The organism is Cupriavidus sp. FW305-27 (assembly GCF_058787995.1).
Genome location: NZ_JBYTAG010000076.1, coordinates 19,261 through 33,216, shown reverse-complemented (window position 1 = coordinate 33,216; position 13,956 = coordinate 19,261). Strand labels below are relative to the sequence as shown.

The window sequence follows — 13,956 nt, the reverse complement described above, 5'->3', positions numbered from 1 at the left end:
GGCCAGCGTCAGTGCGCCAGCGCGGGAATGCTCTGGAACACCTCGCGCATGTAGTCGACCATGGAATTGATCATCCACGGCCCCGCCAGCACCATGGTGGCGAACAGCGCGATCAGCTTGGGGATGAAGCTCAGCGTCATCTCGTTGATCTGCGTCGCGGCCTGGAACAGGCTCACCACCAGGCCGGCGGCCAGCGCCACCAGCAGCAGCGGGGCGGCCAGCAGCAGGGTCATCTTCATCGCCTGGGTGGCGATGGTCATTACGGTCTCGGGTGTCATGGCTCGGACTCTGCGGTGGGTGGCGGGCGTTGGGGCCGTGTCAGTTCATGAAGCTCTGCGCCAGCGAACCGAGCAGCAGCTGCCAGCCGTCGACCAGCACGAACAGCATCAGCTTGAACGGCAGCGAGATGGTGGCCGGCGGCACCATCATCATCCCCATCGCCATCAGCACGCTGGCGACGACCAGGTCGATGATCAGGAACGGGATGAAGATGGTGAAGCCGATCTGGAACGCGGTCTTCAACTCGCTGGTGACGAAGGCCGGCACCAGGATGCTGAGCGGCACTTCCTCGGGGCCCTGCATCTCAGGCGCCTTGGCCATCTGCGCGAACATGGCCAGGTCTTTCTCGCGGGTCTGGCGCAGCATGAAGGCCTTGAGCGGCTCCGCGGCCTTGGCCGCGGCGGCTTCCAGGCTGATCTTGTTTTCCGACAGCGGCTTGTAGGCGTCGTTGTAGACACGGTCGAACACCGGTGCCATCACGAAGAAGGTCAGGAACAGCGACAGGCCCACCAGCACCTGGTTGGGCGGCGAGGTGGCGGTGCCCAGTGCGCTGCGCAGCAGGCCCAGCACGATGATGATGCGGGTGAAGCCGGTCATCAGCAGCATCGCCGCAGGCAGGAACGACAGCGAGGTCAGCAGCACCAGCGTCTGTACCGGCAGCGACCAGATCTGGCCGCCGCCCGGGGCGGGCTTGCTGATGACGCCGGGCAGTGCCTGGGCCCAGGCCGGCGCGGGCGCCAGCGCGGCAATGGCCAGCATCAGCGCGAGCAGGGACAGCAGCGGGCCCGGCAGCGGGCGCCGCAGCGCGGCACGCGGGGAATTCATGACTTGAAGTGATTTTGCATCGAACGCAGCAGCTTTTCGGCAAAGGTGCCGCCACCCGGCTGTTGCGAAGGGCCTGCACCGCCGGTGGCGGCGAGGGGATTGGCTGCGGTGGTGCCCGCAGGCAGGGTATGCAGTGGCCGGATTTCGCCGGGGCTCACGCCCAGCACCAGCCAGGTATCGCCCACTTCCACCAGCACCAGGCGCTGGCGTGCGCCGAGCATGGTGCTGCCGACCACCTTCATCGCGCCGCCGGTGGCCTGACGGACCAGGCCGGCACGCCGGGCCACCCAGGCCATGCCCAGGATCAGCGCGACGATGGCGAACAGCCCCAGCCCGGCCTGCGCCAGGCTGGCCGCGCCGCTGATGGCGGGCGCGTGCGTGCCGTCGGCGGCCATGGCGGCCCCCGGCAGCGCCGCAAGCACGGCCAGGCTGGCGCGCGTGTGCATGATCATTTGTTCAGCTTCCGGATGCGTTCGGACGGCGTGATGATGTCCGTCAGGCGGATGCCGAACTTGTCGTTCACCACCACTACCTCGCCCTGCGCGATCAGGTAGCCGTTGACCAGCACGTCCATCGGTTCGCCGGCCAGGCCGTCCAGCTCCACCACCGAGCCCTGCGCCAGCTGCAGCAGGTTCTTGATGGGTACCTTGGTGCGGCCCAGTTCCACGGTCAGCTGCACCGGGATATCGAGAATCATCTCGATATCGTTGCGGAAGCCGCTCGGCGCTTCCTTCGCCAGCGGCTGGAACACGGTGGCGGCGGCCGGAGTGGCCGCGGGTTGGGCCGCCGGTGCGGCAGCTGCGGGGATCCCGGCGGATGTGGCGCTGGTCTGCTCGGCCAGCGCGCTGGCCCAGTCGTCCATCGGATCGACGGGCTTGTCCTCGATGCCGTCACTCATAATCGCTGTCCTCGGTGTCCAGGTGGGAATCGCCGTCCTGGTGATTGATCATTCGTTCTACCCGCAGCGCGTACTGGCCGTTCATCGTGCCGAAGCCGCATTGCATGACGGGCACGCCGTCCACCTTGCCGAACACCTTCTCCGGCAGCTCGATCGGCAGCACGTCGCCGGCGCGCATCGCCAGCACTTCGGCCACGGTGCTCTGCAGGTGCGCGAACTCGGCCACCAGCTCCACCTCGGCCGCGCGCAGCTGCGTGGACAGTTGCGTGACCCAGCCCTTGTCGACTTCCTTCTCGTCCTGCAGCGGATTCATCAGCAGGTCCTTGAGCGGCTCGATCATCGCGTACGGCAGGCACACGTGGAGCTGCCCGCCGACGGCGCCCAGTTCGATATGGAAGGCGGTGGTCACCACGGCCTCGTTGTGGGTGGCGACGTTGGCAAACTTGGGGTGCATCTCCGAGCGGATGTACTCGGTCTCGATCGGGTGCACGGTGCGCCAGGCGTTGCCGTAGCTGGCCAGCGTCAGCTCCAGCATGCGCTGGATGATGCGCTGCTCGGTCTGGGTGAAGTCGCGGCCTTCCACGCGGGTGTGGAAGCGGCCGTCGCCGCCGAACAGGTTGTCCACCACCAGAAACACCAGGTTCGGGTCGTAGACGAACAGCGCCGTGCCGCGCAGCGGCTTCAGGTGGACCAGGTTCAGGTTGGTCGGCATCGGCAGGTTGCGCGCGAAGTCGCCGAATTTCTCGATCCTGATGCTGCCCACGGTGATGTCCGCGCCGCGGCGGATGAAATTGAACAGCGCCGTGCGCATCGAGCGCGCAAAGCGCTCGTTGATGATTTCCAGCGTGTGCAGGCGGCCGCGGATGATGCGCTCCTGCGTGGCCAGGTTGTAGGGGCGCACACCGCCCTCGTCGAGCGCAGGCTCGCTGGCCTTGGGCGTATCGGCTTCGCCGGATACGCCCTTGAGCAGCTCGTCGACCTCGTCTTGCGAGAGGAACTTGTCGTAGGCCATCTAGTGTCCTGCCCCTTGTGCGGCGTTATGGATGAATCCGGTGCGGCCCTGGATTGCGCTTACTGCACCACGAAAGAGGTGAAGAGCACGTCCAGCACCCGCTGCGCCGGCAGGCCGCTGGCAAACGGCTTGCTGATGGTGTCGCGGATGTCGTCGGCCAGCTTGCGCTTGCCTTCGACGGTGGCCAGGTCGGCCGGCTGCCTGGCCGACAGCAGCAGCAGGATGCGGCTGCGTGCCTCGGGCAGGTACTGGGCCAGGCGAGCCTGGGTCTCGGCATCGGCCACCTTCAGTGACAGGCCGGTGTGCAGGAAGCGGTCGCCGTCGTCGCTGCGCAGGTTGACGGTGAACGCGTCCAGCGGCACGAAGATCGGCGGCGGCACGACCGGGGCGGCAGGCGCGGCGGGCGCCGCCGGCTGGCGGTTGCTCAGCACGCTGCCCAGCACGAAGCCTCCGGCGCCCAGTGCCACCACCAGCACGCCGGCGCCGATCAGCAGCAGCCGGCCGCGCTTGCCTGTGTTGCCAGTCCGGGGAGGGGAAGCCGTGTTCGCCATGAGAAGCCTGTATCGGAATGCCTGCCATTCTTCCGGAATCGCAGGCCAGCAAAGGGCCGAAAAAAAGGGGGAAACCCTTTCAGCTTGGCCATTTGAGCGGAAAGGGAGCAGGCACGGCTACGCGAGCGGGCGCCGTTTGTTGCGCGCCTGCAGGCTGGTTAACGCTTGATGTCGTGTGAACTTGAGTGCCGGTGCAAGCTGCCGCGATTCCTGGCCGGGCCGCCGGGCAGGGCGCGGTAGCGCCGCCATGCATTCCCTACTACGCCAGTCGGGTAGGGATTCATGTGGGTTTGCACGTCCTCCAATCTCCAATACGTTGATTTGCATGATGTTTTTTGTTTTAACTCTTATATAAGATATAAGACATTTGACCAGGGAGCGGCTTCAGACTACAATCGCGACGTAACGAGATTTTCTAAACCTAATTACTCAGCAGGTTCCCATGCTTGAAAACTATCGCGCACATGTGGCCGAGCGCGCCGCGCTTGGCATCCCCCCTCTGCCCCTGACCGCCAAGCAGACGGCCGAGCTGGTCGAACTGCTGAAGAACCCGCCCGCCGGTGAAGAGCAGGCCCTGGTGGAGCTGATCACCTACCGCGTGCCGGCCGGCGTGGATGACGCCGCCAAGGTCAAGGCCTCGTACCTGGCCGCCGTGGCGCTGGGCAAGGAAAAGTGCGCGCTGATCTCGCGCGCCAAGGCGACCGAGCTGCTGGGCACCATGCTGGGCGGCTACAACATCTCGCCGCTGATCGAGCTGCTGGACGATGCCGAAGTGGGCACCGTCGCCGCCGAGGCGCTGAAGAAGACCCTGCTGATGTTCGACGCCTTCCACGACGTGAAGGAAAAGGCCGACCAGGGCAATGCCAACGCCAAGGCCGTGCTGCAAAGCTGGGCCGACGCCGAGTGGTTCACCAGCCGTCCGGAAGTGCCGCAAAGCCTGACCATCACCGTGTTCAAGGTGCCGGGCGAAACCAACACCGACGACCTGTCGCCAGCCCCGGACGCCACCACCCGCCCGGACATCCCGATGCACGCGCTGGCCATGCTGAAGAACAAGCGCGAAGGCGCTGCGTTCCAGCCGGAAGAAGACGGCAAGCGCGGCCCGGTCAAGTTCATTGAATCGCTGAAGGAAAAGGGCCACCTGGTCGCCTACGTGGGAGACGTGGTCGGTACCGGCTCCAGCCGCAAGTCCGCCACCAACTCGGTGCTGTGGTTCACCGGCGAAGACATCCCGTTCATCCCGAACAAGCGCTTCGGCGGCGTGTGCCTGGGCAACAAGATCGCCCCGATCTTCTACAACACCATGGAAGACGCCGGCGCGCTGCCGATCGAGCTGGACGTGTCGAAGATGGAAATGGGCGACGTGGTCGAACTGCGCCCGTATGAAGGCAAGGCCCTGAAGGACGGCGCAGTGATCGCCGAGTTCAAGGTCAAGTCCGACGTGCTGTTCGATGAAGTCCGCGCCGGCGGCCGTATTCCCCTGATCGTCGGCCGTGGCCTGACCGCCAAGGCGCGCGAAGCGCTGGGCCTGGCCCCGTCGACGCTGTTCCGCCTGCCGCAGAACCCGGCCGATACCGGCCGCGGCTTCACGCTGGCGCAGAAGATGGTCGGCCGCGCCTGCGGCCTGCCTGAAGGCAAGGGCATCCGCCCGGGCACCTACTGCGAACCGAAGATGACCTCGGTGGGCTCGCAGGACACCACCGGCCCGATGACCCGCGACGAACTGAAGGACCTGGCCTGCCTGGGCTTCTCGGCCGACCTGGTGATGCAGTCGTTCTGCCACACCGCCGCCTATCCGAAGCCGGTCGACGTCAAGACCCACCACACGCTGCCCGAGTTCATCAGCACCCGCGGGGGCATCTCGCTGCGCCCGGGCGACGGCGTGATCCACTCGTGGCTGAACCGCATGCTGCTGCCCGACACCGTCGGCACCGGCGGCGATTCGCACACCCGCTTCCCGATCGGCATCAGCTTCCCCGCAGGTTCGGGCCTGGTGGCCTTTGCCGCCGCCACCGGCGTGATGCCGCTGGACATGCCGGAATCGGTGCTGGTCCGCTTCAAGGGCAAGATGCAGCCCGGCGTGACGCTGCGCGACCTGGTCAACGCGATTCCGCTGTACGCGATCAAGCAAGGCCTGCTGACCGTGGCCAAGCAAGGCAAGAAGAACATCTTCTCGGGCCGCGTCCTGGAAATCGAAGGCCTGCCCGACCTGAAGGTCGAGCAAGCGTTCGAGCTGTCGGATGCATCGGCTGAGCGCTCGGCCGCCGGTTGCACGGTGCGCCTGAACAAGGACCCGATCATCGAATACATCAACAGCAACATCACGCTGCTGAAGTGGATGATCGCCCAGGGCTACCAGGACCCGCGCAGCCTGCAGCGCCGCATCAAGGCCATGGAAGCGTGGCTGGCCGATCCCAAGCTGCTGGAGCCGGACGCCGACGCCGAATACGCCGCCGTGATCGAGATCGACCTGGCCGACGTGCATGAGCCGATCGTGGCCTGCCCGAACGACCCGGACGACGTCAAGACGCTGTCCGAGGTGGCCGGCGCCAAGATCGACGAAGTGTTTATCGGTTCGTGCATGACCAACATCGGCCACTTCCGCGCAGCCTCCAAGCTGCTGGAAGGCAAGCGCGACATCCCGGTCAAGCTGTGGGTGGCTCCGCCGACCAAGATGGACCAGAAGCAGCTGACCGAGGAAGGCCACTATGGCGTGTTCGGCACCGCCGGTGCCCGCACCGAAATGCCGGGCTGCTCGCTGTGCATGGGCAACCAGGCACAGGTGCGCGAAGGCGCCACGGTGATGTCGACCAGCACGCGTAACTTCCCGAACCGCCTGGGCAAGAACACCAACGTGTACCTGGGTTCCGCCGAACTGGCGGCGATCTGCTCGCGCCTGGGCCGTATCCCGACCAAGGAAGAGTACATGGCCGACATGGGCGTGCTCAACGCCAATGGCGACAAGATCTACAAGTACATGAACTTCGACCAGATCGAGGACTTCAAGGAAGTGGCCGACGGCGTGACGGTGTAAGCCGCGCAGTCAGGCTGGCATGAAGAAGGGGCCCCGCTTGCGGGGCCCCTTTTGTATTTGGATTTCGCCGGCTTGACGGGTGGCATACGCAGGGAGAACACCTTGCTCAGGCTAGTTCGGGCGGTTTTGGAGCACCCAGCGGAATCCCCTGGTGCGCGGCGTACGCCACCACCTCCGCGGTATTGTGCAGGTCGAGCTTGCGCATCAGGTTCTCGCGGTGCTTGCGCGCAGTCAGCGGGCTGATGTCGAGTTGCGCGGCAATGTCGCCGGCGGTGGCGCCGCGCGCGATCAGCATCAGGATCTGCAGTTCGCGCCGGGTGAGCGTGGCAATTCCGTCCGGTGCCGCGGTGGCCGGTGCAGTGGCGCGCGCGGCCACGAAGTTGCGGCCCTCGCGCAGGGCCATGAGCGCGGGCACCAGTTCGCTGATATCGCCGCTCTTGACCAGGTAGCCATTGGCGCCCGCATCGATCGCCGCGTGGGCCATGCCCGCGCCCGCGCTGCCGGTCAGCACCAGGATGCGCAGCGCAGGATGCCTTGTGCGCAGGCGTTCCACGAAGGCCAGGCCATCGACGCCGGGCATGCCCAGGTCCATCACCAGCAGGTCGGTCGGTACCCGTTCCAGGAGCCCCAGCAGTTGCGCGCCATCTGCTGCCTCGCCCGCCAGCACCAGGTTGCCGACGCCGGACAGCACCTGCTTGAGGCCCTCCAGCACGATGGCATGGTCATCGGCGAGGGCCACGCGGGTCGGGACGGAAAAGCGGCTCATCGCGGCAGGTGCATCGGTGGCGAATGGGAAAGGGAAGGTGGTATAAAACGGCAGCCCGTCAGTCCGGCAGCTGCAGGTGGCCTGCTGAATGCCCCAATGAACCGGCGGCCGGCTGGATTATAGCGTTGCACGCCCAACCTGCCCCACGGCCTACCTAGCATGCGCAAGCTTCCGTTGTCCTGTTGCCGTACCGTTTCCTGCCGCCCGCAACGGGCGCTCGCATCATGACAGCCACAGGCACCGGATTGCCGCCGGCCTGGCAGCCCGGAGATGTGCCGGCGGCGATGGTGGACCTGCTCTACCGCCAGTCCAACGCGGTCCTGTTTGCCAACTTCGTCATTGCGCTGCCGGTGGTCTATGTGCTGCGTCCCAGCGTGCCGCTGCCCATGCTGGCCGGCTGGATGGCCGCGGTGTACCTGCTGACCACGCTGCGCATCGGCCTGTCGTGGCGCTACTTCCGGCGCGACGGCAGCACGCCGCCGCAGGTGTGGGCACGCCGCTTCATGGTGCTGTCCTGGCTGTCCAGCCTGCTGTGGGGCGCCGTGGGCTCTGCCATCCTGCTGCCGCCCGAGCCGCAGCTGGTGGCGTTCTGCTGCATCGTGCTGGCCGGCATGTCCAGTGGCGCGATCCCGTCGCTGTCGGCGCATCCGGCCACCTACCGCGGTTCAGTCGCGGCCATGCTGCTGCCGTTCACCATCTATTGCCTGGTGCAGCAGGGGCCGGTGTATGGCGTCTACGCGGGCTTTGCCGCGTGCCTGCTGTGCGTCAACATCTACTACAGCCAGGTCACCTATCGCGCGCTGCGCGATGGCGTGACACTGCGCTTCGAGAACGTCGCGCTGATCGGCGAGCTTGAGCGCGAGCGCGACCGCGCCACCGCCGCGGACCGGGCCAAGACGCGCTTCCTGGCGGCCGCCGGGCACGACCTGCGCCAGCCGGTGTATGCCATCGGCCTGCAGGCGGCATCGCTGCTGACTCTGGGCGAGCGCGGCGATGTGGCAGGCGGCCAGGCGCATGCCATCGGCCACCGGCTGCAAGCCACGCTGGCGCGCATGGACAACCTGCTCGACGGCCTGCTCGACGCCTCGCGCCTGGATGCCGGCGTGATGCCGGTGCGCCGCCAGCCGCTGCAGCTGGCGCGGCTGCTGGCCGAGCTGCGCGACGAGTACGCCGAGCAGGCGTGCCAGCGCGGCAGCGTGCTGCGGGTGGTGCCGGCGCGCGCGTGGATCGACAGCGATCCGGACCTGCTCAAGCGCATCCTCGACAACCTGGTGGCCAATGCGCTGCGCCATGCGCCGCGTGCCAGCATCCTGGTGGGCGCGCGGCGCCGCGGCGATGCCATGGAGATCCAGGTGATCGACACCGGCCCGGGCATCGCCGCGGCCCAGCAGTCGCGCGTGTTCGACGAATACGCCCAGGTGCCGGGCCTTGCCACGGCAGGCGACGACCAGGCGGGCGCAAAGGGACTGGGCCTGGGCCTGGCGATCGTGCGGCGCCTGGCGGCGCTGCTTGGCCACCAGGTGGGCCTGCGTTCCGCACCGGGGCGCGGCTGCGTGTTCTCGGTGCGCGTGCCGCTGGCTGCCGCCGCGGCGCAGGTGCATCCAGCCACCCCCGCCATTCCCTCGGCCGCTGGCGAGCCGCTCTGCGTGATGCTGGTCGACGACGACGCGCAGGTGCTGGGCGCGCTCACCGAACTGCTGTCGCTCTGGGGCCATGTGGTCTACGGCGGGCGCACCGTTGCCGCAGTGCGCGCTGCGTACCGCGCCGCCAGCCAGGACGGGCCCGCCCCGGTCCACCTGATCCTGGCCGACTACCGGCTGGCCGAAGGCCTGACCGGCATCGCCGCGGTCGGCATGCTGCGCGCCAGCCTGGGCCGCGCGGTGCCGGCGCTGATCGTCACCGGCGACACCGCGCCAGACCGGCTGCAGGCGCTGCATGACAGCGGCTTCCCGGTGTTGCACAAGCCGATCCAGGGCGAGGCCTTGCGCGCGGCCCTGCATCGCGCGGTGCAACTGGCCGAGGCCGCCTGAGGCCCTGCGCTGCATGCATGGCAGGAGCGGTTTATGATCGGGCTTTTCCGTTGTCCGGCGCCTTCTTGCGCAGTGCGCAAGCGCCTGAACCAGGAGCCAGTGTGCCCGATCTGTCCGCTTTCCCCATCACCCGCAAATGGCCGGCGCAGCATCCCGACCGCATCCAGCTGTATTCCCTGCCCACGCCCAACGGGGTCAAGGTGTCGATCATGCTGGAGGAGACCGGCCTGCCGTATGAACCGCACCTGGTGCGCTTCGACGCCAACGACCAGATGTCGCCGGAGTTCCTGTCGCTGAGCCCGAACAACAAGATTCCCGCCATCCTCGATCCCAACGGTCCGGGCGGCAAGCCGCTGGCGCTGTTCGAATCGGGCGCGATCCTGCTCTACCTGGCCGACAAGTCGGGCCAGCTGATCCCGGCCGACCCCGCGCGCCGCTACGAAACCATCCAGTGGGTGATGTTCCAGATGGGCGGCATCGGGCCGATGTTCGGGCAGGTGGGCTTTTTCCACAAGTTCGCGGGCAAGGAGTACGAGGACAAGCGCCCGCGCGACCGCTACGTGGCCGAAAGCCGGCGCCTGCTGAATGTGCTGAACCAGCGGCTGGAAGGGCGCGACTGGATCATGGGCGACACCTACACCATTGCCGATATCGCCACCTTCCCGTGGGTGCGCAACCTGCTTGGCTTCTATGAGGCGGGCGAACTGGTCGGCATCCAGGACTTCCCGCATGTCAGGCGCGTGCTGGAGGCCTTCGTGAAGCGCCCGGCGGTGGTGAAGGGGCTCGATACGCCGCACCGCGGCTGAGGCAGCCTGCGGCGTGCGCGCCGCGGGCGTGGGCATCGTCCTACACGGCGGCCTCCCCGGCGCCTACAGAGGGGCGGGCGGCACGCATCCTATAGTCCAGGAACAGGCGCGTCGCCCTGCGTTGCCTGAGGAGCCCGGACCATGCCGATGCCCATCACCTTTTCCCTGTTGCGTGTCGTTCTTTTGGCGGGCGCCACCGCTGCGCTCGCCGCCTGCGGTGAAACGGCCAAGCTGCCTTCCGAAGCGGGCTTTGGCCCCACGCCGCAGCTGCCGCCACCCAACCAGACCGCGATCCCCACCGTCAAGATCGCGCCGGCCATCGGCTGGGCCGCGGGCCAGCGCCCGGTGCCGGCCGCAGGCATGGCGGTGACGGCCTTCGCCGACAAGCTGGACCATCCGCGCTGGGTCTATGTGCTGCCCAACGGCGACGTGCTGGTGGCCGAGAGCAATGCCCCGCCCAAGCCCGACGACGGCAAGGGCTTCCGCGGCTGGATCATGAAGAAGGTGATGAAGCGCGCGGGCGCCGGCACCCCCAGCGCCAACCGCATCACGCTGCTGCGCGACACCAACGGCGACGGCGTCGCCGACCAGCGCTCGGTGTTCCTAAAGGACCTGAACTCGCCGTTCGGCATGGCCCTGGTCGGCAACGACTTCTACGTAGCCGCCACCGACGCGGTGCTGCGCTTCCCGTACCAGCCCGGACAGACCCGGATTACGGCCGCGCCCCAGAAGGTGGTGGACCTGCCCGGCGGGCCGCTCAACCATCACTGGACCAAGAGCCTGATCGCCAGCCGCGACGGCAGCAAGCTGTACGTGACGGTGGGCTCCAACAGCAACGTGGGCGAGCACGGCATGGACAAGGAGGTCGGCCGCGCCGCCATCTGGGAGGTCGACCCGCAGGCCGGCACGCACCGGATCTTTGCCAGCGGCCTGCGCAATCCCAACGGCATGGCGTGGGAACCGGTCACCGGCATGCTCTGGACCGCCGTCAACGAGCGCGATGAAATCGGCAGCGACCTGGTGCCGGACTACATCACCTCGGTGCGCGACGGCGGCTTCTATGGCTGGCCCTACAGCTACTACGGCCAGCATGTCGACGCACGCGTGAAGCCGCCGGCGCCGGACCTGGTGGCCAGGGCCATCGTGCCGGACTATGCCGTGGGGGCGCACACCGCATCGCTCGGGCTGGCCGCCGCCGGCGGCAACAACCTGCCGGCGCGCTTCAGCGAAGGCATGTTCGTGGGCCTGCACGGTTCGTGGAACCGCAGGCCGCTGGCGGGCTACAAGGTGATCTTCGTGCCGTTCAGCAAGGGCCGGCCCAACGGCGCGCCGTTCGACGTGCTGACCGGCTTTCTCGATGAGGACGGCAACGCGCGCGGGCGGCCGGTGGGCGTGGCGATCGACAAGCAAGGCGGTTTGCTGGTGGCCGACGATGTCGGCAATACCGTGTGGCGGGTCAGCGGCGCGAAGTAGGCGGACCAGGGCGCGGCAGCGGCGGCACCGCACCGCTAGAATGACGGCGTCCCCACACGCCGAGCCCGCTGCCGTCCATGTCTCTCACGGTCTTCGCTGTCGTCCTGCTCGCCGCGTTCCTGCATGCCGCCTGGAACGCGGTGGTCAAGGGCGGCGGCGACAAGATGCTGTCGACGGTGATGGTGGCGGTGAGCGCCGGACTGATGGGCGCCGTGGCGCTGCCGGCGTTGCCGCAGCCGGCGCCGGCGAGCTGGCCGTTCATCGCCGCGTCAGTGGGCGTGCACGTGGTGTATTTCGCGCTGGTGGCACGCATCTACCACACCGCGGACATGAGCCAGACCTACCCCCTGATGCGCGGCACCGCGCCGCTGCTGGTGGCGGTGGCCAGCGTGGGCTGGCTGGGCGAGCACCTGTCGGCGCTGGCGTGGAGCGGCATCGCCGTGATCAGCCTGGGCATCCTGGCCATGGCGGGTGGCGCCCGCGGTGCCCCTGGCAGCCGTGAGGGCATGTGGCTGGCGCTGCTGAACGCAGTGGTGATCGCCGCCTATACGCTGATCGACGGCACCGGCGTGCGCCGCTCCGGCGCACCTGTGGCGTATGCATTCTGGATCTTCGTGCTGACCGCGGTGCCGCTGGCGGCGTGGGCGCTGGTGGCGCGCCGGCCGGCACTGGGCGGCTATGTGCGGCGCAACCTGGTGTTCGCGCTGGTGGGCGGCGGCGGCACGCTGGCGTCCTATGGGCTGTCGCTGTGGGCGATGACACGCGCGCCGGTGGCCCCGGTAGCGGCCCTGCGTGAGTCCTCGATCCTGTTCGGCGCGCTGATCTCCGGGCTGCTGCTCAAGGAGCGCGTGGGCGCCGCCCGCCTGGGCGCGGCCTGCCTGATTGCCGCCGGCGTGGCCACGCTGCGCTTTGCCTGAGGGCACGTCCGCGTGCCGCTCTGAACGCCCGGCCGCTGAGCGCCGCCAGCGCTGTCTATACTTGGTTTTACCGGGGTCAGACGGCGGAGGGGCACTGCGTCCGCGCAAACCGGCAGCCTGGCGTCGACGCCGAGGAGAGGGCATGGACCACACCGCAGATTCGTTTCGGGCTTTTGAGCTGGCTGGCTGGGAAGATCCCGAGGTCGTCAGCCAGTACCAGGAGCATCTGTCGCACGTGACCCGGCAATCGGTCGAGTCCCTGCTGGACGAGGCCCATGTGACCAGCGGGCTGCGCGTGCTGGATGTGGCCACCGGCTCCGGCCATGTCGCGGCGGGGGCGGTGCGGCGCGGCGCAGAGTCCGTCGGCATCGATTTCTCGCTGGCGCAGGTGCAGCTGGCGCGCAAGCTCCATCCGGATGTCCATTACGAGCAGGCCGATGCGCAGGCGCTGCCGTTCGGCGATGCCAGCTTCGATGCCGTGGTCAATGGCTTCGGCATGTGCCACCTGTCCGACCCCGATGCCGCGCTGGCCGAGGCCTTCCGCGTGCTGCGCCCGGGCGGGCGCATCGCCTTCACCGTGTGGGACACGCCCGAGCGCGCGGTCGGTTTCGGCGCGGTCTATGCCGCGATCCGCGCCTACGGCTCGATGGAGGTCGATATCCCCGTGGGGCCGAACTTCTTCCTGTTCAGCGATCCGGGCCATTGCCGCACCGCGTTGCAGCAGGCCGGCTTTGTCTCGCCCACCTGCCGCAACGTGCCGCAGGTATGGCGCTTCTCCACGCCCGACCAGCTGTTCGATGCGCTGGCCCAGGGCACCGTGCGCGCCGCCGCCACGCTGCGCGCGCAGACTCCCAAGGCCCGCGACGAGATCCGCGCCGTGCTGCGCGGCACCGTCGCCGCCTATATGCGCGGCAGCGGCTTCGAGGTGCCGATGCCGGCAGTGCTGGCGGCGGCGGTCAAGCCCTGAGGGCGGGGATGTTGGACGGGCCCCGTCTTGTTTTGCTACCGCAGTGTCTCCCTTGCGCAACATTTGAAGGGGCAGAGGAATTCCGAGCCGCCTTAAGTGATAAAACGGTGATTGCCTATCGCACCAGGCAGTGACCAGGGTTTGCCGTGTCCCTACGCCCGGCTACCGCGCGGAGTGTCCATTGATGAAGCGCAGACAGGTGATCTGGCAGGTAAATTGCACGAAGCTTGCCGAGCCCAATTTTCTCGGGCACCTGATATGGTCGTGGCCGAGTTTCTCCGTACCTCTGCGTTCTGCCTGTCGACCGGCGCTACGGCAAGCCCCCTTTTAAGCGGGTTTTCGCCGCTAGGAAACGATGCCAGAATGTATGCGGGGTAAATTACATCCGCATGGGGTTG

At 67.8% G+C, this 13,956-nt stretch carries 13 protein-coding genes; 6 read left to right on the top strand and 7 right to left on the bottom strand.

All coding sequences use genetic code 11. The features are described from left to right. Positions 1-8 precede the first annotated feature (8 nt). From fliQ to fliL, 6 genes are read right to left on the bottom strand one after another with little or no spacing between them, the layout of a single operon-like run. Entirely contained in the window at positions 9-278 is a 270-nt protein-coding gene (fliQ, locus tag AC3WRI_RS28175; RefSeq protein WP_010810398.1) for a flagellar biosynthesis protein FliQ, read from the bottom strand. 40 nt (positions 279-318) lie between these two features. Beyond that, a complete protein-coding gene (gene fliP, locus AC3WRI_RS28170; protein WP_010810397.1) occupies positions 319-1,104 on the bottom strand; it encodes a flagellar type III secretion system pore protein FliP in 786 nt (261 codons plus the stop codon). After that, entirely contained in the window at positions 1,101-1,556 is a 456-nt protein-coding gene (gene fliO, locus AC3WRI_RS28165) for a flagellar biosynthetic protein FliO (RefSeq protein WP_010810396.1), read from the bottom strand. The genes fliP and fliO overlap by 4 nt, the downstream gene beginning before the upstream one ends. After that, on the bottom strand, positions 1,553-2,002 hold the full coding sequence (gene fliN / locus AC3WRI_RS28160) for a flagellar motor switch protein FliN (RefSeq protein ID WP_010810395.1): 450 nt from the start codon (positions 2,000-2,002) through the stop codon (positions 1,553-1,555). The genes fliO and fliN overlap by 4 nt, the downstream gene beginning before the upstream one ends. After that, a complete protein-coding gene (fliM, locus tag AC3WRI_RS28155) occupies positions 1,995-3,014 on the bottom strand; it encodes a flagellar motor switch protein FliM (protein ID WP_010810394.1) in 1,020 nt (339 codons plus the stop codon). The genes fliN and fliM overlap by 8 nt, the downstream gene beginning before the upstream one ends. Positions 3,015-3,073: 59 nt before the next feature. Next, a complete protein-coding gene (fliL, locus tag AC3WRI_RS28150; RefSeq protein ID WP_011616679.1) occupies positions 3,074-3,565 on the bottom strand; it encodes a flagellar basal body-associated protein FliL in 492 nt (163 codons plus the stop codon). Positions 3,566-4,007: 442 nt separating this feature from the next. Here fliL and acnB point away from each other — a divergent pair, with 442 nt between their 5' ends. Next, a complete protein-coding gene (acnB, locus tag AC3WRI_RS28145) occupies positions 4,008-6,599 on the top strand; it encodes a bifunctional aconitate hydratase 2/2-methylisocitrate dehydratase (RefSeq protein ID WP_492294523.1) in 2,592 nt (863 codons plus the stop codon). Between the two features lie 106 nt (positions 6,600-6,705). Here acnB and AC3WRI_RS28140 read toward each other — a convergent pair whose 3' ends face one another. Then, positions 6,706-7,365: a response regulator gene (locus AC3WRI_RS28140; RefSeq protein ID WP_010810391.1), complete on the bottom strand. Its 660-nt coding sequence runs from the start codon at positions 7,363-7,365 to the stop codon at positions 6,706-6,708. A gap of 224 nt (positions 7,366-7,589) precedes the next feature. Here AC3WRI_RS28140 and AC3WRI_RS28135 point away from each other — a divergent pair, with 224 nt between their 5' ends. The 5 genes from AC3WRI_RS28135 to AC3WRI_RS28115 all read left to right on the top strand — a co-directional run bounded on the left by AC3WRI_RS28135 (position 7,590) and on the right by AC3WRI_RS28115 (position 13,558). After that, positions 7,590-9,395: a hybrid sensor histidine kinase/response regulator gene (locus tag AC3WRI_RS28135; RefSeq protein WP_492294521.1), complete on the top strand. Its 1,806-nt coding sequence runs from the start codon at positions 7,590-7,592 to the stop codon at positions 9,393-9,395. Positions 9,396-9,496: 101 nt separating this feature from the next. Continuing rightward, complete coding sequence (locus tag AC3WRI_RS28130) at positions 9,497-10,201, top strand: glutathione S-transferase N-terminal domain-containing protein (RefSeq protein WP_010810389.1); 705 nt, start codon at positions 9,497-9,499, stop codon at positions 10,199-10,201. A 141-nt stretch (positions 10,202-10,342) separates the two neighbouring features. Next, positions 10,343-11,674 (top strand): PQQ-dependent sugar dehydrogenase, encoded by a 1,332-nt coding sequence (locus tag AC3WRI_RS28125; protein WP_010810388.1) that lies wholly within the window; start codon positions 10,343-10,345, stop codon positions 11,672-11,674. Positions 11,675-11,751: 77 nt separating this feature from the next. Continuing rightward, complete coding sequence (locus AC3WRI_RS28120) at positions 11,752-12,591, top strand: EamA family transporter (protein ID WP_439669720.1); 840 nt, start codon at positions 11,752-11,754, stop codon at positions 12,589-12,591. A 142-nt stretch (positions 12,592-12,733) separates the two neighbouring features. After that, the gene (locus tag AC3WRI_RS28115; RefSeq protein ID WP_010810386.1) at positions 12,734-13,558 is read left to right on the top strand and encodes a class I SAM-dependent methyltransferase; all 825 of its coding nucleotides are present in this window, start codon (positions 12,734-12,736) and stop codon (positions 13,556-13,558) included. Positions 13,559-13,956 lie beyond the last annotated feature (398 nt).

Coding starts and splice junctions, on each gene's coding strand:
- fliQ (WP_010810398.1), bottom strand. CDS start 278: ATGACACCCGAGACCGTAATGACCATCGCCACCCAGGCGATGAAGATG.
- fliP (WP_010810397.1), bottom strand. CDS start 1,104: ATGAATTCCCCGCGTGCCGCGCTGCGGCGCCCGCTGCCGGGCCCGCTG.
- fliO (WP_010810396.1), bottom strand. CDS start 1,556: ATGATCATGCACACGCGCGCCAGCCTGGCCGTGCTTGCGGCGCTGCCG.
- fliN (WP_010810395.1), bottom strand. CDS start 2,002: ATGAGTGACGGCATCGAGGACAAGCCCGTCGATCCGATGGACGACTGG.
- fliM (WP_010810394.1), bottom strand. CDS start 3,014: ATGGCCTACGACAAGTTCCTCTCGCAAGACGAGGTCGACGAGCTGCTC.
- fliL (WP_011616679.1), bottom strand. CDS start 3,565: ATGGCGAACACGGCTTCCCCTCCCCGGACTGGCAACACAGGCAAGCGC.
- acnB (WP_492294523.1), top strand. CDS start 4,008: ATGCTTGAAAACTATCGCGCACATGTGGCCGAGCGCGCCGCGCTTGGC.
- AC3WRI_RS28140 (WP_010810391.1), bottom strand. CDS start 7,365: ATGAGCCGCTTTTCCGTCCCGACCCGCGTGGCCCTCGCCGATGACCAT.
- AC3WRI_RS28135 (WP_492294521.1), top strand. CDS start 7,590: ATGACAGCCACAGGCACCGGATTGCCGCCGGCCTGGCAGCCCGGAGAT.
- AC3WRI_RS28125 (WP_010810388.1), top strand. CDS start 10,343: ATGCCGATGCCCATCACCTTTTCCCTGTTGCGTGTCGTTCTTTTGGCG.
- AC3WRI_RS28120 (WP_439669720.1), top strand. CDS start 11,752: ATGTCTCTCACGGTCTTCGCTGTCGTCCTGCTCGCCGCGTTCCTGCAT.
- AC3WRI_RS28115 (WP_010810386.1), top strand. CDS start 12,734: ATGGACCACACCGCAGATTCGTTTCGGGCTTTTGAGCTGGCTGGCTGG.